This window comes from Micromonospora sp. NPDC003241 (assembly GCF_053589795.1).
In genome coordinates, this window is the sequence record NZ_JBSFSO010000073.1 from 1 (window position 1) to 22,233 (window position 22,233).

Sequence of the window (22,233 nt, forward strand, 5' to 3'; positions counted from 1 at the left end):
GTCGCTGGAGCGACAACAGATCTACCCACCTCCGGCCGCCGCGCGGCGTGCAACCCGGCTTCGCGGCAACTGGGCTCAGCGCGACTCGCGGTTCCGGCGCAGCCCGGACAGGAACCGAACCGCCAGGACGACCAACAACAGGGTCATCGCCACCGCGCCGGGCGCCTTCACCAGCCGGGCCACGTTGGTGCCGTCCGGCAGGGCGAGGAAGGACGCCGCCGCGACGGGCACCAGGAACCAGGTGGTCCGGGTCGCCGCCAGCGCGAGCAGCGCCAGCGGCCAGGTCGCGTACCAGGGATGAAACACCGGCGCGAGGACGACGGTGAGGGCCAGCGCCAACCCCGCGCCGAGCAGCACCGAACGGTGACGGTTCACCTCCGCGCTCACCGTCGACGGGCCGACACCGACCGCAGCAGGCGGGCTGTTGCCGGTCGCACTGGCAGCAGGCGGGCCGGATGAAGCGGCGTCGCGGGAGCCGCCCAGCGTCTCCGGCGGCGCGGCGTCGCGGAAGCCGCCCAGCGTCTCCGGCAGCGCGGCGTCGCGGGAGCCGTGCAGCGTCGACCAGGTACGCCACCAGAGCAGCACCAACAGCACCGCCAGCAGGATCAGCGCCACGATCCGGGCCACCGGCACACCGACGGGCGGCAGCCCGACCGGTTCGCCGAGGTAGTCGACGACCATGCCGACGGCGGTCGGCGGCGAGGTCCACTGCACGGTGTCGCCGCTGCTGCCCAGTCCACCGATCCAGCCCAGCCCGAGACCGGACACCAACGAGGACACCAGCAGCGCGCCCAGCACACCGGCGGCGAGCAGACCGCCGTCGCGCAGCAGGGCCGCGAGCGTGTACCGGCCACGGACCGCCGCCAGCGCCGCGAACGGCAGCACCACCACGGCGGTCGCCTTCACCGAGACCGCCAGACCGAGCAGCACCCCGGCGGCCAGCAACACCGCGACCGGCGGCCACCCCGCGACGCCCACCGGCAGCCCGCCGCCGAGCGACCCAGCGACGCCCGGCGGCACCCTGCCGGTCGACGGCCAATCCGCGCCGGACGTCCCCCCGCCGGTCGACGGCCCAGCACCGCCGGGCAGAGCAACGACGCCCGACGTCCCAGCACCGCCCGGCAATCCAGCACCGCCCGGCAATCCAGCACCGCCCGGCAATCCAGCACCGCCCGGCAATCCAGCACCGCCCGGCAATCCAGCACCGCCCGGCGACCCAGCACCGCCCGGCGACCCAGCACCGCCTGGCAATCCAGCACCGCCCGGCGACCCAGCAACGCCCGGCAACCCAGCACCGCCCGGCAATCCAGCACCGCCCGGCGACCCAGCACCGCCGGGCAGAGCAGCGACGCCCGGCGACCCAGCGACGCCTGGCGACATGCCGGCGGCCGACGTCGGGCGGCGGACGAGCAGCAGGAGGCCGAGCAGGAGCAGGCCGAGCATCACCGCGTCGTTGTGGGCGCCGGAGACCAGGTGCACGCCGACCAGTGGGCAGGCGAGCACCAGCCAGGTCGCCCGCGCAGGCGGCACCCCCGCCGCCCGCGCCAAGCCGGGCAGGCAGAGCGCGGCCAGCAGCAGCCCGGACACCGCCAGCACCCGCAACAGCACCAGCGTGCCGGCCAGGCTGCCGCCGAGGACCACCGCGAGCGCGGCGAGGAGGACGAAGAACGGGCCGTACGGTGCGGCGGTGTCCCGCCACACCGGGGCGACCGCGTCCAGCCATGGGCAGCCCGCCTCGGCCACACCGGTGGCGTACGGGTCACCGCCCTCGGCGTAGACCCAGCCCTGACAGGCGTACGAGTAGAGGTCCCGGCTGCCCAGCGGCGCGCTGAACAGCAGCGGCACCGTCCACAGCGCGGCGGTGCGCACCGCCCACCCGGTCGACGGGGCGCCACCGCGCAGCGTCCACCAGGCGCCCACCATGGCGGTGGTACCGAGCAGCCAGAGCAGCACGGTCGGCACGGGGTGCCAGAGCCGGGCGGTGGCATCGGGCAGGGCGCCACCGGCGTACGCGGTGACGGTGAGAGCCACCGCCCCCAGCAGGCCGACATATCGGACGCGGCGGTCCCGGGTGGAGGTGGGTCGGACGCCGGTCTCGGTCACCGGCGTGCCTCTCCTCAGTCGACGGGAACCGGGCGGCGGGCCGCCCGAGCCGACCGTACCAAGCGGACCGCCACCCAGATCACGAACAGCGTCATCAGCGGCGCACCCACCGTCTTGGTGTACCGGGGCAGGCCGGTGCCGTCGGCCAGCACCTGGAACGCCGCGAACACCGTCACCGCGCTGAACCACCAGGTGCGGTGGGCGGTGGCGGCGAGCAGCGCCAGCGGCCAGAACCAGTACCAGGGGTGGAACAGCGGGGCGAGCGCGACGGTGGCGGTCAACGCCAGCGCGGCGTGCCAGAGCGGTTCCCGGTGACGCGCCCGGAACCACAGCCACACCAGCAGCGCCGCCAGCACCACCATGCCGATCCCCCGGGTGACCGGCAGCGCGTCGACGTGCAGGCCGAACGGCAGCAGCACGTACCCGACGGTCTGCCCGACGGCGGTCGGCGGCGAGGTCCAGGCGATCACCTCGTTGCCGTGCGACAGCCCGGTGATCCAGCCGAGGTTCAGCCCGGCGCCGAGGGTCACCGCGATCAGCGTCGCCACCGCCCCGCCGACCACCAGCGTGCCGTGGCGCAGCAGCCCGCGCAGGGAGAACCCGCCACCGATCGCGAGCAGCGCCGCGAACGGGACCACCACCAGCGCGGTCACCTTGATCCCGGCGGCCATGCCGAGCACGATCCCACCGGCCAGCAGCGGCCACGGCCGGGCCGGTCGGCTGACCACGATCGCCAGGCCGGCCACCATGAACCCGACCATCAACGCGTCGTTGTGCACCCCGGAGATCAGGTGTACGCCCACCAGCGGACCGGCCAGCGCCAGCCAGAGTGCCCGGCCGACCGGTACCCCACAGTGGCGGGCCAGCACCGGCAGGCTCACCGCCGTCAGCAGCACACCGGCCACCGCGAGTACCCGGAACAACGCGATGCTGGCGATCAACGAGCCGGTCGCGGCGACGATCGCGCCGGAGAGCACCACGAACAGCGGCCCGTACGGCGCCGGGGTGTCCCGCCAGATGAAGGACATGGTGTCCAGCCACGGACACGGCAACGTGGAGACGCCGTACTCGTACGGGCTGATGCCGTTGGCGAAGCTCGCCCCCTGACAGGCGTACGCGTAGGCGTCCCGGCTGCCCAGCGGCGGCGTGAACAGGAACGGCACGAGCCACAGCCCGGCGGTGACCAGCGCCCAGCGCGCCGACGGCACCCGGTCCCGCAACGTCCACCAGGCGAACGCCATCGCGGCCGTGCCGAACAGCCACAACGCGATGATCAGCGGTCCGTACGGCCCCTGCCAGATGCGCAGCGGAGTGGGCCGCAGATCGCCGTCGGGCAGGGCGCCACCGAGGAACGCCGCCACGGAGAGCATGATCGATCCGGCCAGTCCGGTCCAGCGCACGAGGTGATGGGGCACGTCCGACATGCTGCCAGTACCGTGAGCGCGGTACGGAGGTGGGCATGCGGGGCAGTCGGGTGGTGGCGCTGGCCGCCGCGTGCGCCGGGGCGCTCGGTGTGGCGTACCTCATCCTTCCGGCGATGGGTTCGGACCTGGCGGCGCAGGTGGCCCGGGCCGACTTCTTCGCCACCCACGGCGCGACCCCGGTCGACCTGCGCTGGTACGCGGGGGTCCAGCAGTTCGGCTACAGCCTGCTGACCCAGCCGGTGATGGCCCTGCTCGGGGTACGCCTCACCGGCGTGATCGCGGTGGTCGCGGCGGCGGCCCTCTTCGCCGCGCTGCTGGTGCGTACCGGGGTGCCCCGGCCGCTGCTCGGCAGCCTGGTCGGGGTGGTCACCATCGCCGGCAACCTGGTCTCCGGCCGGGTGACGTACGGCCTCGGGGTGGCCTTCGGCCTCGCCGCCCTGCTCGCCCTCACCTGGCGCCGCGGATCGCCGGCCGACTCGTCCGTGCCCGACCGCGCGGCTCGTGCCGGAAGTCGGGGCCTGGGCGCCAGCATCGGCAGTTCGTGGCGACCGCTCGTGGTGGCCGGGGCGGCGGCGTTGCTGGCGTCGGCGGCCAGTCCGGTGGCCGGGCTCTTCGTCGGCCTCGCCGGGGTCGCCCTGGTGCTGTCCCGCCGGTACGCCGACGGGTTGACCGTCGCGGTGGCGGCGGCGGTGCCGCTGGGCGTGACCGCGTTGCTGTTCGGTGACGGCGGTTGGATGAACATCAGCCGCACCGACACCATCCGGGCGACGGTGACCGCCCTGCTGGTGGCCGTGCTGGTCGGCTACCGCCCGGTGCGTTCGGGTGCGGTGCTGGCAGCGGGCGGGGTGATCGCGGCGGCGCTGATGCACACCCCGGTCGGGCTGAACGCCACCCGGCTGGCGACCATGTTCGCCCTGCCGATCCTGGCCGCCGCCGCCCGTCCCCCCGCCTGGCTGGTCCGATCGGCACGACACCTCACCGTCACGCCGCGACCCGACACTGCCGTCCGACCCGACGTCAGCAGGCGGCCCGACGTCACCGACGAGCCCGAGGTCACCGGGCGACCCGAGGCGGCGGCGCGGCCGAGGCGGCGGAGGGTGCCGGCGGTGGCGCTCGCCGTGCTGCTGGCGGCGGTGTGCTGGTGGCAGCCACCGGTGGTCTCCGCCGACCTGCGCAGCATCGGTGACCCGACCAGCCAGCCGAGCTACTACGCGCCACTGCGCGCCGAACTCGACCGTCGCGGGCTGACCGGGCGGGTGGAGGTGCCGCCGACCCGCAACTACTGGGAGGCCGCCCGGATGGGTGACGTGCCGCTGGCCCGGGGCTGGCTGCGGCAGGCGGACATCGACCGCAACCCGATCTTCTTCACCACCGTGCCCGGGGCCGCCGGCACCGGCATACCGCTGACCGCCGACAGCTACCGGGCCTGGCTCGACGAGTACGCCGTGCAGTACGTCGCGGTACCCGACGCACCACTGTCCTGGGTCGGTCGCGCCGAGGCCGAGTTGGTGACCGCCGGCCTGCCGTACCTGACCGAGGTCTGGTCCGACCCCGACTGGCGGCTGTACGCGGTGACCGACCCGACTCCCCTGGTCGGGGCCCCGGCCGAACTGGTCCGCGCGGGCGGCGCCTCGGTCACCTTCCGCACCTCGGACGCGGGCACGGTGCCGGTCCGGGTGCGGCACAGCCGGTGGTTGACCGCGTCCGGCGGCGCCACCGTCACCGCCGACGGGGACTGGACGACGGTCACGGTGCCGCGCGCCGGCACGTACACCCTCGGTAGTTGATCGGGCGCTGCGGTCGTCGGGTGTTAATAAGGGGCCCTTGCTCTACCGGAGGCGTTAATAAGGTGCCCTTCCTTACATCTCCAGGACGCGTTCCATGGCGGTGCGGGAGCGGCGGCCGGTGCGCAGGTACTCGTCGAGGAACTCGCCCGGGTCGTCGCGGCCGAGCAGCCGGACCACGCCGGCCAGTTCCACGCCGTGTCGGGGCAGTTGGTCGCCGGCCCGGCCCCGGACCAACATGAGGGCGTTGCGGACCTGGGCGGTCAGGGTCCAGCCGGCCGTCATCGCCTCGGCGTCCGCCGGGTCGATCAGGCCGGCGTCGCGGGCGGCGGCGAGGGCGTCGAGGGTACGGGTGCCGCGCAGCGACTCGTGGGCACCAGCGTGCTGCAACTGGAGCAGCTGCACCGCCCACTCGACGTCGGCGAGGCCGCCCCGGCCCAGTTTGGTGTGGGTGGCCGGGTCGGCGCCCCGGGGCAGTCGTTCGGTCTCCACCCGGGCCTTGATCCGGCGGATCTCGATGATCTGTTCCCGGGTGAGGCCGTCGGCCGGGTAGCGGACCGGGTCGACGAGTTGCTCGAACCGGGTGCCCAGGTCGGCGTCGCCACAGACGCAGCGGGCCCGCAGCAGCGCCTGTGCCTCCCACACCCGGGACCAGCGGGCGTAGTACTGCTGGTAGGCGGCGAGGCTGCGGACCAGCGGCCCCTGCCGGCCCTCGGGGCGCAGGTCGGCGTCGACGCCGAGCGCCGGGTCGGGTGCCGGCATGCCGAGCAGCCGGCGCAGCTCCTCGGCGATGGCGTGGGCGGCGGCGCTCGCCGCGCTCTCGGCGACGCCCTCGGGGGCCTCGTAGACGAAGAGGACGTCGGCGTCGGAGAGGTAGTTCGACTCGTACCCGCCGAGGCGGCCCATGCCGATCACCGCGAACTTCAGGTCGGGCATGGCGGGCTGGGCGGCGCGGGCGGTCCGCAGCGCGGCGGCCAGGGTGGCGTCGGTGACGGCGGCCAGTGCGGTGCCGACGGTGATGATGTCGCCGAGCGTCGAGCGGTCCGTGTCGGGGCGGGTGGGGGTCAGCGAGCCGGCGTGGCTGAGCACGTCGGCGCAGGCGAGCCGGAGCAGTTCCCGGCGGCGCAGCGCGCGGACCGCCCGGATCGCCTCGACCGGGTCGGTGTGGCGGGCGGCCGCGGCGGCGAACCCGTCGCCGAGCACCTCACGGGGCCGGGGGGTCAGCTCGCTCTCCTCGGCCAGCAGACGCAGCGACTCGGGTTCCCGGCTCAGCAGGTCGGCGACGTACCGGGAGGAGGAGAGCACCCGGGCCAGCCGGCGGGCCACCGGGCCGGAGTCGCGCAGCAGGCGCAGATACCAGGGGGTGCTGCCGAGGGAGTCGGAGACCTGGCGGTAGTTGAGCAGGCCACGGTCGGGTTCCGGGGCGTCGGCGAACTCGCTGAGCAGCACCGGCAGCAGGGTGCGCTGGATGGCGGCGGTGCGGCTCACCCCGCCGGTGAGGGCCTGGAGGTGACGCAGCGCCCCGGCCGGGTCGGCGAATCCGAGGATCTCCAGCCGGTTGCGGGCCGCCTCCGGGGTCAGCCGCAGGCCGTCGGCGGGTACCCGGGCCACCGACTCCAGCAGCGGCCGGTAGAGCAGTTTGGCGTGCAGTCGGCGTACCTCGGTGGCGTGGGTGACCCACTCGGCGCGGAACTCCTCGACGGCGCTGCGTCCCGGCGTGGCGGTGTAGCCGAGCGCGGTGGCGAGCCAACGCAGCGCGCCCGGTTCGGTCGGCACGGTGTGGGTGCGCCGCAGGCCCTGGAGTTGCAGGCGGTGCTCGACGCCACGCAGGAAGCGGTAGCCGCGCAGCAGCGCCTCCCCGTCGGCCCGGCCGACGTAGCCGCCGGTGACCAGCGCCCGTAGGGCGGGAATGGTGCCGGGTGCGCGCAGGGACTCGTCGCCCCGGCCGTGCACCAGTTGCAGCAACTGCACCGCGAACTCGATGTCGCGCAGGCCGCCGGGGCCGCGCTTGATCTCGCGTTCCTGCTCCTTGGCCGGGATGTTGTCGATGATCTTCCGACGCATGGCCCGGACGTCCTCGACCGCCTCGGGCCGCTCGGCGGCGTGCCAGAGCAGCGGCGCCAGTTCGTCGATCCACTCCCGGCCGAGCGCCAGGTCACCGGCGGCCGGGCGGGCCTTGAGCAGCGCCTGGAACTCCCAGGTGCGGGCCCAGCGCCGGTAGTACGCCAGGTGGCTGGCGAGGGTACGCACCAGCGGCCCCCGGTTGCCCTCGGGACGCAGCGCGGCGTCGACCGGCCAGGCGACCAGCCCACAGATGTGGATCAGCCGGGTGGCGACGGTGGTGGCGGCCGCCAGGTCGTCGTCCTCGGCGGCCACGAAGATCACGTCGACGTCCGAGACGTAGTTCAGCTCTCCGCCGCCGCACTTGCCCATCGCCACCACGCCCAGGCGGGGCTTGCGGGTGCCCTCGGGCAGCTCGGCCACGGCGGTCGCGTAGGCGGCCGAGAGGGTGGCGTCGGCCAGCGTGGAGAGCGCCGCCATGGTCTGCTCCAGGCCGCGTCCGCCGGTCAGGTCGGCCGCCGCGACCCGCAGCAACGCCAGCCGGTACGCGCGGCGCAGCACCGCCACCGGGTTGCCCTCGCCGGTCAGGTCCAGCCGCCCGTCGGCGGTCGGGGCGAGCCCGTCCGACTCGGTGCGCAGCACCGTCCACTGGTCCGGGTTGGCGACGAGGTGGTCGCCGAGCGCCGAGGAGGCGCCCAACACGGCGATCAGTCGACGGCGCAGCCCCGGGTCGTCGTGCAGCGCGCCCAGCAGCTGCGACCCGGCGCCGATGCCACCGGTCGGTGCGGCGGCGCCCGCCGGGTCACCGTCGCCGGAGGCGATGGCGGTGGCTCGTCCCGGTCCGGCGCCGCGTTGGCGTACCGCCCTCCCGGTGCCGCCGTTCGGGTCGGCCACGGCACGGCGCTCGGCCTCCACCATCCGGTGCAGCTGGCGCAGCGCCAGGTCCGGGTCGGCGGCCCGGGACAGCGCGGTGAGCAGCTCCCGGGCCTGGTCGCCGGTGGGTTCCTGGGTCTGCGGGCGCCACAGGTCGAGCCCGTCCGGTCCGAGCAGGTCGGCGGCGCGGGCACCGGCGTCGTTGTCGGTGATGCCGAAGCCGTACCGGGCGAGCCGGCCGGTGGCGTTGCTCGGGCGGCCCATCAGTGCCCGAGCAGCGGCAGGCTGCGGCGCGACTCGCTGTCGTCCAGTTCACCCAGGGCCAGGGCGGCGAACCTGGCGGCGAAGGGCTGCCAGACGTCCTCGATGTCGGCCAGCACCGCGGCGCAGGCGGCGACGACCAGCTCCGGGTCGTAGTCGAGCTCGGCCAGCACCGCCGAGTCCGTCGCCCACTCGGCGATCATGTCGGCGTCGCACTCGATGTGGAACTGCAGGCCCCAGGCCCGGTCGCCGAGCCGGAACGCCTGGTGCGGGAAGCGGGTGGAGGCGGCCAGCAGCGTCGCGCCGGCCGGCAGTTCGGTGATCTCGTCGGTGTGCCACTGGAGCACGTCGGGGATCAGCGGGACGTACCGGAACAGCGGGTCGTTCTCGGCGGCGTCGCGTCGGCCGACCACCGCGGGGCCCACCTCCGGCCCGGAGGTGCTGCGCTCGACGGTGCCGGCGTGCGCGGTGGCGAGCAGTTGCGCGCCGAGGCAGACCCCGAGTGTCGGGACGCGGTGCCGGACGGCCTTGCGGAGCAGCCCCTCCACCGCCGGCAGCCAGGACGCGCCGGGCTTGCCGTCCGGGTACGGGTAGGCCTGCTGGTCGCCGCCGAGCACCACCAGCGCGGCGTACCCGTCGAGGTCGGCGGGGAGCGGGTCGCCCGCGTGCGGGCGGGTCACCGACAGCTCCAGACCGGCCTCGGTCAGCCACTCGCCGAGCCGTCGCGCATCGTCGGTCGGGTCGTTCTCGATCACCAACGCAGTTGCCACGCCGTCGAGGCTATCCGGTCTCGCCGACGGACCCGGCGCGCGGGACTAGGCTCTGCCGCTGTGTCCCACCACACCGCACCCGATCACGTCGTACGCCCGCCGGCGCTGCGTCCCGGCGACACCGTGATGCTGGTCTCGCCGTCCGGGCCGACCCGTCCGGAACGGGTGGCCCGGGGCATCGAGCTGCTCACCGGCTGGGGCCTGCGGCCGGTGCCCGCCCCGCACGTGTACGCACGGCAGGGCTATCTGGCCGGCACCGACGCGCTGCGGGCGGCCGACCTGAACACCGCCTTCGGCGATCCGACGGTACGCGGGGTGATCTGCACCCGGGGCGGATACGGCGCGCAGCGGGTGGTGGACGCGATCGACATGGCGGCGGTGCGTCGCGATCCCAAGGTGGTGGCCGGGTTCTCCGACATCACCGCGCTGCAACTGGCGTTGTGGCGGGGCGCCCGGCTGGCCGGGGTGCACGGGCCGGGGGCGGCCTGGCGGGACGAACGCACGCCGTTGGCCTCCGCCGAGTCCCTGCACGCGGCGCTGACCACCTCCGCACCGGTCACCGTGCGGGCGATCGAGACCGAGGACACCTTCCCGGTACGCACGTCGGGCCGGGCGGTCGGCCGGCTGCTGGGCGGCAACCTCTGCCTGGTGGTGGCCTCAGTGGGCACCCCGGACATGCCGGACCTGACCGGGGCGGTGCTGTTGCTGGAGGACGTGCAGGAGCCGCCGTACAAGGTCGACCGGATGCTGACCCAGTTGCGTCGGGCGGGCGCGTTGGACGGGCTGGCCGGGGTGGCGGTGGGCCAGTTCACCGACTGCGCGGACGGCTGGCCGGTGAGCATCGCCGACGTGCTCACCGAACGCCTCGGCGATCTGGGCGTACCGGTGCTGGGCGGGCTGCCGATCGGGCACGGGCCCGGCCAGCTCAGTGTGCCGGTGGGCACCCGGGCCGTCCTCGACGCCGACGCCGGCACGTTGACCGTCGACCCCGCCGTCCGCTGAACCGCCCGGATGTCCGGTTCGACCGGAATTCGGGCTGACTTTGCCAGCTCGCTGACAGGTTCGCCACGGCTCGGCCCCAGCCAGGCTGGTCACTGTCGGTGACGTCATCGCATCACCGACGAGTTGGAGGACCGATGTCCCGCACGATCTCGAAGAAGCACCTGCTGGCCGGACTGGCCGCCGCGGGTGTCCTCGGCGTGGGGATCGCCGCCCCCACGGTGGCGCTCGCCGACGACAAGGCCACCCCGAGCGCCAGCGCGAGCGCCGAGCAGCAGGACGAGCAGCGGCCGGAGCCGGGCGCGCACCGGACGCAGTTCGCCGAGGCCCTGGCCGAGGAGTTGGGCGTACCCACCGAGAAGGTGACCGAGGCGCTGGAGAAGCTCCGCGAGCAGCGCAAGCAGGATCGCCCGGACGGCGAGGGTCGCGAGCGTCCCGACGGGGACCGGGGGCCGAAGGGCTCCCCCGAGGACCGCAAGGAGGCGTTGGCCGAGCGGTTGGCCAAGGCGGTCGAGGACGGCAAGCTCACCCAGGAGCAGGCCGACGCGATCACCACGGCCGTGGAGGCCGGCGTGTTCGGCGGGCCGGGCGGCTGGGCCGGCCGGGGCGGCCCCGGCGGGACCGCCGGGAAGTGACGCCGTGCGGGGCGGCATCCGGGTGGATGCCGCCCCGCGGTCGTGGCGCGCCGGTCAGCGCAGGTACGGACCGGTGTCGCCGATCTTGCCGGGGGCCGGGTTTCCGGGCCGGGCGAGGACGTAGACCCGCAGGTTGCCCTTGCCGCTGACCGAGGCGGTGAGGGTGCCGTTGGTGACCACCTTGACGTCCCCGGTCACGGCGTCGGTCCAGGTGCCGTTGGGGATGCCGCTGAAGGTGGCTCCGCCGGAGACGGTGACCAGCGCGAAGCTGTCCACCCCGCCGGCCGTGTACCGGCGCTTGTACGCGAGCTGGTTGCCGCTGATCCCCTCGGTCGAGTACTGCCCCTTCTGCAGCGCGGGGACGGCCCGACGGATCTGGTTGAGCCGTTGCACGTGCTTGACCAGCGGCTTCTGCAACGTCTGCGCGACGGTGCCGGTGGCGTTCGCGACCACCCCGAAGTCGGCGGCGGTGACGCTGCCCGCCAGGTGGGCCCCGTAGTAGGCCCGGCCGGTGGTGGCCAGCGGGCAGCTCGGGCCGCAGTCGATCCGCGCGCCCTTCTGGAACTCGATCTCCGAGCCGTAGTAGAGCGTCGGGATGCCCCGGAACGTCCACATCAGGCTCATGTTCTCCGCCCACGCGTCGGTGCCGCCGGTGTAGCGCACCGAGGACTTGTTCGGCCCGTAGTCGTGGCTGTCGACATAGACCACGTTGTAGGTGGCGTCGTTGTAGCTGTCGTCGGAGTCCCGGCCGTTGCCGAAGGCGTTGTGCGCGTCGCCGAAGTTCATGTGCATCCGCATGTCGATCACGTGCATCCCGGAGAACCGCGAGTGGTCGGGCGCGTGGTAGTCGTTGCCGCGCAGGAACGCGTTGTCGCTGGTCGGCTGGTTGCCGGTGCCGAGGAGCTGCTCGTAGTCGTACTGCTCGATCGCGGCGCGGACGTCGTCGGGGCTGTACTCCCGGCGCTCCTTCCAGGTGAAGAACTGCGCGGAGTGGTTGACCGAGCCCCGGTTCCACTTGTCGTTGACGAACGCGGCGACCTCGCCGAAGACGTAGAAGTCCTTGCCCTTCTCGCCGTGCCGGGCCACCGCGTGCTGCTGGATCGCCGGCAGGAAGCGCCGGTTCCAGGTGACCCGGGGGATGTGCACGGCGGTGTCCACCCGGAACCCGTCCACGCCCATGTCGATGAACCTGTTGTAGACGTCGATCAGGTACTGCTGCACCTGCGGGTTCTCGGTGTTGAAGTCGGCCAGGTCCTCGTGCAGCCAGCAGCTACGCGAGTCCTCGCCCTCCCAGTTGCCGATCCAGCACTGGTGGTAGAGGTCGGCGGGGAACAGGCCGCTGGTGGGGACGGGCCACTGGCAGTGGTACACGGTGTACCCCTCCCGGCTGTACGTGCCGTTCGGGGTGCCCCAGCGCAGGCACCGGTTGTCGGGCGGCGCCTGCGAGGACCAGAGGTCACCGGTGTACGTCCGTCCCTTGGCGAGCGCGTTCTGCGCCGGGGTCAGGGTCGGGTCGGCGCCGTCGTGCTCCACCATCGGGTCGTACTCCCGACCGGCCTGCGGCTGGTCGTAGTACCACTTCCACTGCTCGTCGCGGACGCCGTACACGGTCGGGGTGAACAGGCCCTTGGCCCCCCACCGTGAGCTGTGGTTGTAGACCACGTCCTGGAAGATCTTGATGCCCTTGGCGTGCGCGGCGTTGATCAGGTCCTGGTAGCTGGCGCCGGGGCTCTCCAGTCGCGGATCGACGCGGTGGAAGTCCCAGCCGTGGTAGCCGTGGAAGTCGTAGTCGGAGCGGTTCAGGACCACCGGGGTGATCCAGAGGGCGGAGAAGCCGAGCGCCTTGACGTAGTCCAGCTTGTCGATCAGCCCCTGGAAGTCGCCCCGGAACATCGGGTCGTCGTTGGCCGCGTTGCCGGAGCGGACGTGCTGGCTGCCACCCCGGTTGTTGCTCGGGTCGCCGTCGGCGAACCGGGCGGTCATCACGAAGTAGATGCTGTCCTCGCGAGGATCACCGCCGAGCGGCGAACCGCCGGCCGAGGCGGGCGGGGCGTCGCCGGTGGTCGCGGTGACCGGCGCACTCGCCGCCGACCAGTTGCCGGCCGCGTCGCGGGCCCGCACCGTCCACCGGTACGCGGTGCGGGGCGCCAGGCCACCGGCGACGTGCCGGGTGCCGGTCGCGGTCACGGTGACCGGCCCGGCGGTGCCCCCGGTACGCGTCACCTCGTACCCGGTCACCGCTCGGTCGTCGGTCGACGCCGCCCAGGTCAGGGTGACGGTCACCGCGTCCACGGTGGCCCGTAGGCCGGTCGGCACGGTCGGTGCCGTGGTGTCCGGCGCGGGCGGCGGCCCGCACGGGTCGGGCGCGGCGGGGGTGACCCGGCCACCGGCCACGGTGACCGTGCCGGTGCCGAGCCGGTAGTTCGCGCCGTTGTTGTTGTCCCAGGTCCCCGTGCCGTTGGTGAAGACCACCTGGAGACCGGTGGCGGCGCCCAGGTCGATCGTCTTGCGACGCCAGCCCGCGCAGGCGGCGTCCATGGCGACACCGGGCACCGGCGTCCAGGCAGCCCCGTCGACGCCATAGTGGATGTTGACCGACGTGCCCCAGGCCGCCGGTGGTTGGTAGTAGACCGTGACGGTGTTGGCGGCCGAGGCCGCGGTCACCGGCAGCAGGCCGGCGACGAGACCGGCGACCAGGGCGACCACGCCCCAGCGCGCCCGGCTCCGGCCGGACACCCGTACCCGGCCCCACGAACGACGTTCCATGGCTCTCCTGACACCCCGCGTCGGGCTCGGCCCGGCGCATTGACGCGAAAGGTGTTGCAAGCCCTTGCAGCAAAGGTTGCGAGGAAGTTACCAGCATGTATCTCGAATAGCCAGAGACAACCTCCGATATTCGGAGCTTTTGCTGGTCAGCGACATGGAAGATGGCCGCAAGAGTTTTCAGGACGGGTCGACGACCCGGCCACGACGACGACCCCGGCCGGGCCGACGGGCCCGACCGGGGTCGTGATGACGCAGGTCCAGCTCAGGCGATACAGGCGCAGACGATCAGCGCGGCGCCGAAGTGGGTGGCGGCGCTGACCTTGGCGACCGGGTGCGGCTCGTCGGAGCAGATCACCTCACCCAGCTTGCCGGGGGTGAGCAGGTCCAGCACGAAGAAGGCCAGCGCCATGATGCCCAGGCCGATCACTCCGAACAGGACGGTCGAGGCCAGCCCCTTGGCGAAGTCGCTGTAGCTGGTCAGGATCGCGGTGAAGACGATCCCGGCGACGCCGAGCTGGTTGGCGGCGAGCAGCAGGCCGGCGTTGGCGTTGCGGCGTATCCAGATCAGGTCCCGCAGCTTGCCCGGGGTCAGCAGGTCGACCAGGACGAAACCGGCGGCCATCAGCCCGACGCCGACCACCCCGAACACCACGCTCTGCCAGGCTCCGCTGAGCAGATCCTCCAGCACCGACTGCCTCCCCCACCGTCTGCGGCCGGCGGGCGCCGGCACGGTGATCGAGACGATAGCGGCACCGCGCAACGCCCGCCGGAGGCGGTGGCCTACAGCGACAGGTACCGCTGGCGCTCGTACGGGGTGACCTCGCGGCGGTACTGCTCCCACTCGGCGCGCTTGTTGCGCAGGAAGAAGTCGAAGACGTGCTCGCCGAGCACCTCGGCGACCAGCTCGGAGCCGGCCATCACGTCGATCGCCTCGGCGAGGTTCTCGGGCAACGGCTCGTACCCCATGGCGCGGCGTTCGGCGCTGGTCAGCGACCAGACGTCGTCCTCGGCGCCCGGCGGCAGCTCGTACCCCTCCTCGATGCCCTTCATCCCGGCACCGAGCAGCACCGCGAAGGCGAGGTACGGGTTGGCGGCCGAGTCGGGCGAGCGGACCTCCACCCGAGCCGAGTTCGGCTTGCCGTACGCCGGGACGCGGACCAGCGCGGAGCGGTTCAGGTGCCCCCAGCACACGTACGCCGGGCTCTCGGTGACCCGGTCCGGCAGCGCCTGCGGGAAGAGCCGCTTGTAGGAGTTGACCCACTGGTTGGTGACCGCCGTGTACTCCCGGGCGTGCACCAGCAGCCCGGCGATGAAGGCCCGGGCCACCTTGGAGAGCTTCATCGGGTCGCCCGCGTCGTGGAACGCGTTGCGCTCCCCCTCGAACAGCGACAGGTGGGTGTGCATGCCGCTGCCGGGCTGGTCGGTGAAGGGCTTGGGCATGAAGGTGGCCTGCACGCCGGTGGAGAGCGCCACCTCCTTGACCACGTGCCGGAAGGTCATGATGTTGTCGGCGGTGGTCAGCGCGTCGGCGTAGCGCAGGTCGATCTCCTGCTGGCCGGGAGCGACCTCGTGGTGGCTGAACTCGACCGAGATGCCGATCCGCTCCAGCGAGAGCACCGCCTGACGGCGGAAGTCACGGGCCACCGCGTGCGTGGTGTGCTCGAAGTAGCCGCCGCTGTCCACCGGCACCGGCACGCTGCCGTCCATCGGGCCGTTCTCCAGCAGGAAGAACTCGATCTCCGGGTGGGTGTAGAAGGTGAAGCCCTTCTCCGCCGCCCGGGACAGCGCCCGGCGCAGCACGTGCCGGGGGTCGGCCCAGGAGGGCCCGCCGTCGGGGAGCAGGATGTCGCAGAACATCCGGGCGCTCTCGCCGCTGACCCCGCCCTCGAACGGGAAGACCTGGAAAGTGGTCGGGTCGGGCATGGCGACCATGTCCGACTCGAAGACCCGGGCGAAGCCCTCGATCGCCGAGCCGTCGAACCCGATGCCCTCCTCGAAGGCGGCCTCCAGCTCGGCGGGGGCGACGGACACGCTCTTGAGCGTGCCGAGCACGTCGGTGAACCACAGCCGGACGAAACGGATGTCGCGCTCTTCGAGCGTGCGGAGGACGAACTCCTGCTGACGGTCCACTGCCCCAACCTTCCGCGACACACTATGTCCGGCTTCGGACGGTGATTACCCGACCTGACCGACCAGTCTCCACCGACCCGATTACGCAGACGTTAACCGACCCACGGCCACCGCGTCCCGCCCAGTCCCGACCCACGGTCGCCGGGTGGCGTGGTCTGCGCGGACACCACGTGTCGAGGCCGCCCGCCGTGGGCAAGATGAGGACATGCCCACCCTGCGTCTCGCCCTGTGCCAGGTCAACCCCCGGGTCGGCGACATCGCCGGCAACGCCGAGATGATCCGCTCGTGGACCCGGAGATCCGCCGACGCCGGTGCCCAGATCGCGATCTTCCCGGAGCTGGCGCTGACCGGCTACCCGGTCGAGGACCTGGTGTTCCGGCGGTCCTTCGTCGCGGCGTCGCAGGCGGCGCTGCACCGCCTCGCCGCCGACCTGGCCGCCGACGGACTGGGTGAGCTGCCGGTCGTGGTCGGCTACCTCGACGCCGACGGCCCGCCCCAGGTCAGCCCGGACGCCGAGCCGGGCCGGGGGGCGCGCAACGCCGCCGCCCTGCTGCACCGGGGCGAGGTGGTGGTCACCTACTTCAAGCACCACCTGCCCAACTACGGCGTCTTCGACGAGGACCGCTACTTCGTCCCCGGCGACACGCTGACCGTCGTCCGGCTCGGCGGGGTGGACGTGGCGCTGACCATCTGCGAGGACCTGTGGCAGGCCGGCGGCCCGTTCGCCGCCGCCCGCGACGCCGGGGTCGGACTGGTGGTCACCATCAACGGCTCGCCGTACGAGCTGAACAAGGACGACCTGCGGCTGCCGGTGGTCCGCCGCCGCGCCGCCGAGGCCGAGGCGACCATCGCGTACGTCAACATGGTCGGCGGCCAGGACGAGTTGGTCTTCGAGGGCGACTCCATGATCGTCGCGGCGGACGGCACGCTGCTGGCCCGCGCACCGCAGTTCGTGGCGCACCTGCTCGTGCACGACGTGGAGCTGCCGGAGACGGGCAGCGGTCCGGGCGCCACCCTGGGCGGCGCCCGCGACGGCGCGGAACTCACCGGCGGGCTGCGGATGGTGCGGCGCACGATCGACGGCCTGCCCCCGGCACCGGCCGGCCCCCCGGTGCACGGCGGGATCATCGAGCCGGTCGCCGACGAGGCCGAGGTGTGGCAGGCCCTGGTGCTGGGGCTGCGCGACTACGTCGACAAGAACGGCTTCCCCTCGGTGGTGCTCGGGCTCTCCGGCGGCATCGACTCGGCGGTGGTGGCCGCCATCGCGGTGGACGCGCTCGGTCCCGACCGGGTGGTCGCCCTCTCCATGCCCAGCCAGCACTCCTCGGAGCACAGCCGCGACGACGCCGCCGACCTGGCCAAGCGCACCGGCCTGGACTACCGGATCGAGCCCATCCAACCGATGGTCGACACCTTCCTGGCGAACATGTCGCTGTCCGGGGTGGCGGTGGAGAACCTCCAGGCCCGGGTACGCGCCGTCATCCTGATGGCCCTGTCCAACCAGGAGGGCCACCTGGTGCTCACCACCGGCAATAAGAGCGAACTGGCGGTCGGCTACTCCACCCTCTACGGCGACTCGGTCGGCGGCTTCAACCCGATCAAGGACGTCTGGAAGACGCTGGTCTGGCGGCTGGCCACCTGGCGCAACGCCGAGGCGACCCGGCGGGGCGGAACGCCGCCGATCCCGGAGAACTCGATCGGCAAGCCGCCCAGCGCCGAGCTGAGCCCCGGCCAGCTCGACAGCGACGCGCTGCCCGACTACGACGTACTCGACCCGATCCTGATCGGCTACATCGACGGCGACCTCGGCCGCGACGGCCTGGTCGCCTCCGGGCACGACCCGGCGGTGGTGGACAAGGTGCTCCGGCTGGTGGATACCGCCGAGTTCAAGCGCCGCCAGTCCGCGCCCGGGGCGAAGATCTCGATGAAGGCGTTCGGGCGGGACCGCCGGCTGCCGATCACCAACCGATGGCGCGAGGACGGCTGACCACCGGCGAGTGACATCCTCCACTGCGCCCTGCCGCGACCGGGGCCGCCGGTGCGACGATCGCGGCAGAGCCCGGGGACCGCGTACGCGGCCTCGAGGAAGGAGACAGTCATGGTGGAGTCCGCACCGGCCGAGGTGACCGCCCTCTACGGCGGCCCGGTCACCCGACGGGTCCGCACCCGCGACCTGATCGCCGCCAAGGAACGCGGCGAGAAGTGGCCCATGCTCACCTCGTACGACCAGTACAGCGCCTCGATCTTCGACGCCGCCGGCATCCCGGTGCTGCTGGTCGGCGACTCGGCCGCCAACAACGTGTTCGGCTACGAGACCACCCTGCCGGTGACCGCCGAGGAGTTGCTGCCGCTGGTCCGGGCGGTCGTCCGGGCCACCCGGCAGGCACTCGTCGTCGGCGACCTGCCGTTCGGCTCGTACGAGGAGGGGCCCACCCAGGCCCTGCGCACCGCCGTCCGGTTCATGAAGGAGGGCGGCTGCCACGCGGTGAAGCTGGAGGGCGGCCGGCGCTGCGCCGACCAGATCGCCGCCATCGTCGGCGCCGGCATCCCGGTGATGGCGCACATCGGGTTCACGCCGCAGAGCGAGCACACCATCGGCGGCTACCGGGTGCAGGGCCGGGGCGACACCGCCGAGGACGTGCTCGCGGACGCGCGGGCGGTGGCCGAGGCGGGCGCCTTCGCGGTGGTGCTGGAGATGGTGCCCGGTGAGGTCGCCAAGCGGATCACCGCCGAGCTGAGCATCCCGACGGTGGGCATCGGCGCCGGTCCGGAGACCGACGCCCAGGTGCTGGTCTGGCAGGACATGGCGGGGCTGCGTACCGGCCGGACGCCCCGGTTCGTCAAGCGCTACGCCGACCTCGCGGGCGTGCTCGGCGAGGCCACCCGGCGCTTCGCCGACGAGGTACGCGGCGGCGAGTTCCCCGGCGCCGAACACACGTTCTGAGCAGGACGCCGGTGCGCGTCGCGGCCTGTGGCGCGCACCGGCCCGGCGGCGGCACCTCCTCGGAACCGGGCAGCGGGATCCCGGGAAGGCGGCTAACGTACCGGCCCGTGAAGCGAATGCACACCTCCGTCCTGACCCTGGCGTGCGCCTGCCTGCTGGCGCTCACCGCCTGCGGCGGGGACTCGGCCGACACCGCCGCCGACACCGCCCCGTCCGCCGTACCGCCCTCCTCGGCCGCGCCCTCGGCCACCTCCGCCGCACCCGACGCCTCCGCGCCGTCCACGGCCAGCAACGCCGACGTGGTCGGCGACAAGAAGCTGTGCCAGTCGGCGCAGGCGGCCAGCGACGAGATGCGGGGCGCCTTCGTGAAGGCCGTCCAGTCCGGCGACACCTCGGCGGCCACGATGAAGAAGATCCTGGGCGGGCTTGAGGAGAAGATGACCGAGCTGGCGTCGCAGGGCGGCGGCGACAGCAAGGTGGCCGCCGCGCTCGGGAAGTTCAGCACCGAGGCGGGGCGGGCGGCAGCCGCCAAGGATCCGGCCGCCGCCGCCGACAACCCGACCTTCGAGAAGGCCGGCGTCGACCTGACCGCCGCCTGCAAGACGGCCGGCGTCAACGTCACCTTCTGACCTCTGCGTACGCCAGCGGCCCGCCGGAGTTCCGGCGGGCCGCTGCTTCGTACGGTCGCTCAGACGTCGGTGACGCGGACGCCCGCGTGCGCCTTGTAGCGCTTGTTGATCGCGATCAGGTTGGCGGTGAACGCCTCGATCTGGTGCGCGTTGCGCAGCCGACCGGCGTAGATGCCCCGCATGCCGGGGATGCGGGCGGCGAGCGCGCCGACGATCCCGACCAGCTCCCGCTCCTCGGTGCAGATCAGCACGTCCAGCTCGATCCGGTCGATCTCCGGGTCGGCCAGCAGCGGCGCGCTGACGTGGTTGAACGCCGCGCAGACCCGGGAGTCGGGCAGCAGCGCGGCGGCCTGCTGGACGGCGCTGCCCTCCGCCACCGGCAGCGCGTACGGGCCCTGCTTGTCGAAGCCGAGCGGATTCACGCAGTCGACCACGATCTTGCCGGCGAGCGGCGCGGCGAGCGCGGCGACGATGGCGGCGTGCCCGTCCCACGGCACCGCGATGATGACCACGTCGCTGCGGCGGGCCACCTCCTCGTTGTCCGCCCCGGTCACGCTGCCCTCGGCCGGTACCCCCGGCAGGGCGGCGATCTCCGCGGCCGACTCGGCCGCGCGCTGCGCGGACCGGGATCCGATGAGCACCGTCTGACCGGCCCGGGCGAACCGGTAGGCGAGCCCCCGGCCCTGGTCACCGGTGCCACCGATGATGCCGACGGTGAGCCCGGAAACGTCGGGCAGGTCGCTCGCGTCATATGCCATGGTCGCCATCCTCGCAAATCCAGCGGCCGCGCAGCAGCGCCCTGAGCTGTGACAAACCCCCTTGGGCGGGTCCGTCGACGACCGCCCGCAGCGACTCGACCACGCACCGCCGCACCTTGGACGCCCGGGCGGGTCCAGGGGCACGGCGGACCGGTTCTCGGTGCCGGGCCGGTTCTCGGCGCCGGGCCGCTTCTCGGCGCCGGGCCGCTTCTCGGCGCCGGGCCGCTTCTCGGCGCCGGGCCGCTTCTCGGCGCCGGGCCGCTTCTCGGCGCCGGGCCGGTCAGGCGAGGGCGAAGGTGACCGTGCGGGTGGTCGGGTCGGCCGTGACCAGCCTGACCCGGACCCGGGTGCCGGGCGTCAACTCACCGGTGCACCGGGCCCGTACCGGCGGATCGTCGAGGGCCACCGCACCGCCGGGCGGACGGTTCGCACGCCCCTTGCCGTTCGGCGGCGCGTCGACGTCGAGCACCGCCGCGTCGAACGTCTCCCCCACCCGATGCGCCAACAACACCGCCTCGGCCAGGTCGATCGCGCCCCGGCTGGCCGCCGACGCGGCACGGTCCGTCGTCGACATCACCGCCGGCAACCGGGGCAACGCCGCCCGAGCCCAGTCCGGCACCGCGCGGCCGTCGTGCAGGGCCAGGCAGACCTCCGTGGCGTACCGGTCGGCCAGCCGACGCAGCGGCGCCGTCACGTGCGCGTACGCCGCCGCCACCCCACCGTGCGCCGGCTGCTCCGGGACCTCGCCGTCGAACGCCGTGTACGCCGCCGACCGCATCAGCTCCGCCGCCTGGTCGACGAAGGCGGCGGCCCTCGGCTGCGCCGGGTCCAACCCCAGCAGCAGCTCCCCGACGCTCATCCCGTCGGGCCAGTCCACGCCCAGCGGCCCCGCCGCAGCCCGCAACCGCTGCACCGCCTCCGCCTTCGGCGCCGGCATCGTCCGCAGCAGGCCGATCCCGCCGGCCAGCATCAGGTCCGCCGCCGCCATCCCGGTCAGCAGCGAGATCTGCGCGTTGTGCTCCTCCATCGGCACCGGAGCCCGCAGCACCAGCCGCCACCCGTCGCCGTCGGCCTCCACGTCCTGCTCCGGGATCGGCAGGTTGATCGCTCCCCGGCGCAGACCCCGGGCGGTCAACAGCGCACCGATCTCCGGCAACAACGCGATCGGCTCCGGCAACCGACCCGCATCCGCGTCGGCCTGCACACTCGGATAATCCAACTGGGCCCGGCTGCGCACCAGCGCCCGCTCCAGCGAGACAGCCGTGGTCGCGCCGTCGGAGTCCAGGTCGATCGTCCACAGCACCGCCGCCCGGTCCACGTCCGGCAGCAGGCTCGCCGCCCCCTCACCGAGACTGTGCGGATGCAACGGCACGTTGCCGTCGGGCAGGTACACCGTCTGCCCCCGCCGCCAGGTCTCCTCCTCCAGCGCACCACCCGGGCGTACGTGCGAGGCCACGTCCGCGATCGCGTACCGCACCCGGAACCCGCCACCCGTACGACGACTGAGGTGCATCGCCTGGTCCAGATCCCGCGACCCCGGCGGGTCCACCGTGACCAGCGGAACGTCCGTCCGGTCCACCGCCGGCCGGGGCGGCGCGGCGACCGCCTCGTCGGCCTCCCGCTGCGCCTGCTCGGGGTACGCCTCAGGCAGCCCCAGCTCACGACGTAGCCCACCGAAGTCGATGCGAGGTGCGACAACCCGTCGGATGACCATGGGCCAATCCTGACAGCCTCCCGCACACCCCGCCCTCCCCCGACCGACCACCCCACCACCACACGTCCGTGGCAGGTCCGGCGAGCCGCCCGTGGCAGGTCCGGCGAGCCGCCTGGCGCAGACGCCGATCAGGGCACTCGTCCAACCCCCCACGCCCCGCAGTGTCCGCCCGACCGACCGCCCTCACCTGCCCGACCCAGCTCGCCTGTGCCCCTCGGTGCCGCGAAGATCCGCACAACATCCCTGATACTGCTGCCTCAACTGGCCCGCGAGGCAGCAGTATCAGGGAAGTAGTTCCATCCTGTTTGGGCTGGTCGGGGGGTGTTGACTGTGGGGTTGGTGGTGGTGGGTGGGCTGGTGGTGGGGTGGGTGATCTTCGGGT

The 22,233-nt window shown here is 73.4% G+C and carries 15 protein-coding genes; 6 read left to right on the forward strand and 9 right to left on the reverse strand.

The window, feature by feature from the left end; all coding sequences use genetic code 11:
- Positions 1 to 75 precede the first annotated feature (75 nt).
- Complete coding sequence (gene mptB / locus ACWDVW_RS31490) at positions 76 to 2,103, reverse strand: polyprenol phosphomannose-dependent alpha 1,6 mannosyltransferase MptB (protein ID WP_449956305.1); 2,028 nt, start codon at positions 2,101 to 2,103, stop codon at positions 76 to 78.
- 14 nt (positions 2,104 to 2,117) lie between these two features.
- A complete protein-coding gene (mptB, locus tag ACWDVW_RS31495) occupies positions 2,118 to 3,527 on the reverse strand; it encodes a polyprenol phosphomannose-dependent alpha 1,6 mannosyltransferase MptB (RefSeq protein WP_449956308.1) in 1,410 nt (469 codons plus the stop codon).
- Between the two features lie 35 nt (positions 3,528 to 3,562).
- Here mptB (ACWDVW_RS31495) and ACWDVW_RS31500 point away from each other — a divergent pair, with 35 nt between their 5' ends.
- Positions 3,563 to 5,314: a hypothetical protein gene (locus ACWDVW_RS31500; RefSeq protein WP_449956311.1), complete on the forward strand. Its 1,752-nt coding sequence runs from the start codon at positions 3,563 to 3,565 to the stop codon at positions 5,312 to 5,314.
- 72 nt (positions 5,315 to 5,386) lie between these two features.
- On the opposite strand, the gene ACWDVW_RS31505 is transcribed toward ACWDVW_RS31500, so the two are convergent.
- A complete protein-coding gene (locus ACWDVW_RS31505) occupies positions 5,387 to 8,509 on the reverse strand; it encodes a bifunctional [glutamine synthetase] adenylyltransferase/[glutamine synthetase]-adenylyl-L-tyrosine phosphorylase (RefSeq protein WP_449956314.1) in 3,123 nt (1,040 codons plus the stop codon).
- Complete coding sequence (locus ACWDVW_RS31510; protein WP_449956317.1) at positions 8,509 to 9,276, reverse strand: type 1 glutamine amidotransferase; 768 nt, start codon at positions 9,274 to 9,276, stop codon at positions 8,509 to 8,511. Before ACWDVW_RS31510 ends, ACWDVW_RS31505 begins: the two co-directional genes overlap by 1 nt.
- A 126-nt stretch (positions 9,277 to 9,402) precedes the next feature.
- Here ACWDVW_RS31510 and ACWDVW_RS31515 point away from each other — a divergent pair, with 126 nt between their 5' ends.
- Positions 9,403 to 10,278: a S66 peptidase family protein gene (locus ACWDVW_RS31515; protein ID WP_449956338.1), complete on the forward strand. Its 876-nt coding sequence runs from the start codon at positions 9,403 to 9,405 to the stop codon at positions 10,276 to 10,278.
- Positions 10,279 to 10,412: 134 nt separating this feature from the next.
- A complete protein-coding gene (locus ACWDVW_RS31520) occupies positions 10,413 to 10,910 on the forward strand; it encodes a hypothetical protein (protein ID WP_449956320.1) in 498 nt (165 codons plus the stop codon).
- Between the two features lie 54 nt (positions 10,911 to 10,964).
- Here the strand turns inward: ACWDVW_RS31520 and ACWDVW_RS31525 are convergent, their stop codons facing one another.
- The 3 genes from ACWDVW_RS31525 to glnA all read right to left on the reverse strand — a co-directional run bounded on the left by ACWDVW_RS31525 (position 10,965) and on the right by glnA (position 15,806).
- Positions 10,965 to 13,676: an alpha-amylase family glycosyl hydrolase gene (locus tag ACWDVW_RS31525; RefSeq protein ID WP_449956323.1), complete on the reverse strand. Its 2,712-nt coding sequence runs from the start codon at positions 13,674 to 13,676 to the stop codon at positions 10,965 to 10,967.
- A gap of 262 nt (positions 13,677 to 13,938) precedes the next feature.
- Positions 13,939 to 14,364: a DUF350 domain-containing protein gene (locus ACWDVW_RS31530; protein WP_350698551.1), complete on the reverse strand. Its 426-nt coding sequence runs from the start codon at positions 14,362 to 14,364 to the stop codon at positions 13,939 to 13,941.
- 92 nt (positions 14,365 to 14,456) lie between these two features.
- Positions 14,457 to 15,806, reverse strand: a complete 1,350-nt coding sequence (gene glnA / locus ACWDVW_RS31535; protein WP_131054872.1) for a type I glutamate--ammonia ligase — start codon at positions 15,804 to 15,806, stop codon at positions 14,457 to 14,459.
- Positions 15,807 to 16,011: 205 nt separating this feature from the next.
- On the opposite strand from glnA, the gene ACWDVW_RS31540 reads away from it, so the two are divergent.
- The 3 genes from ACWDVW_RS31540 to ACWDVW_RS31550 all read left to right on the forward strand — a co-directional run bounded on the left by ACWDVW_RS31540 (position 16,012) and on the right by ACWDVW_RS31550 (position 19,379).
- On the forward strand, positions 16,012 to 17,793 hold the full coding sequence (locus ACWDVW_RS31540; RefSeq protein ID WP_449956327.1) for an NAD+ synthase: 1,782 nt from the start codon (positions 16,012 to 16,014) through the stop codon (positions 17,791 to 17,793).
- Positions 17,794 to 17,904: 111 nt separating this feature from the next.
- Positions 17,905 to 18,750, forward strand: coding sequence for a 3-methyl-2-oxobutanoate hydroxymethyltransferase (gene panB, locus ACWDVW_RS31545; RefSeq protein WP_449956330.1), 846 nt, complete (start codon positions 17,905 to 17,907; stop codon positions 18,748 to 18,750).
- A 107-nt stretch (positions 18,751 to 18,857) separates the two neighbouring features.
- Complete coding sequence (locus tag ACWDVW_RS31550; protein WP_449956332.1) at positions 18,858 to 19,379, forward strand: hypothetical protein; 522 nt, start codon at positions 18,858 to 18,860, stop codon at positions 19,377 to 19,379.
- A 59-nt stretch (positions 19,380 to 19,438) separates the two neighbouring features.
- Here the strand turns inward: ACWDVW_RS31550 and npdG are convergent, their stop codons facing one another.
- Both npdG and ACWDVW_RS31560 read right to left on the reverse strand, forming a co-directional pair.
- Positions 19,439 to 20,137 carry an NADPH-dependent F420 reductase gene (npdG, locus tag ACWDVW_RS31555; RefSeq protein ID WP_350698541.1) on the reverse strand — a complete coding sequence of 233 codons (699 nt, stop codon included), beginning with the start codon at positions 20,135 to 20,137 and terminating at the stop codon, positions 19,439 to 19,441.
- A 280-nt stretch (positions 20,138 to 20,417) separates the two neighbouring features.
- Positions 20,418 to 21,851 carry an RNB domain-containing ribonuclease gene (locus ACWDVW_RS31560; protein WP_449956335.1) on the reverse strand — a complete coding sequence of 478 codons (1,434 nt, stop codon included), beginning with the start codon at positions 21,849 to 21,851 and terminating at the stop codon, positions 20,418 to 20,420.
- Positions 21,852 to 22,233 lie beyond the last annotated feature (382 nt).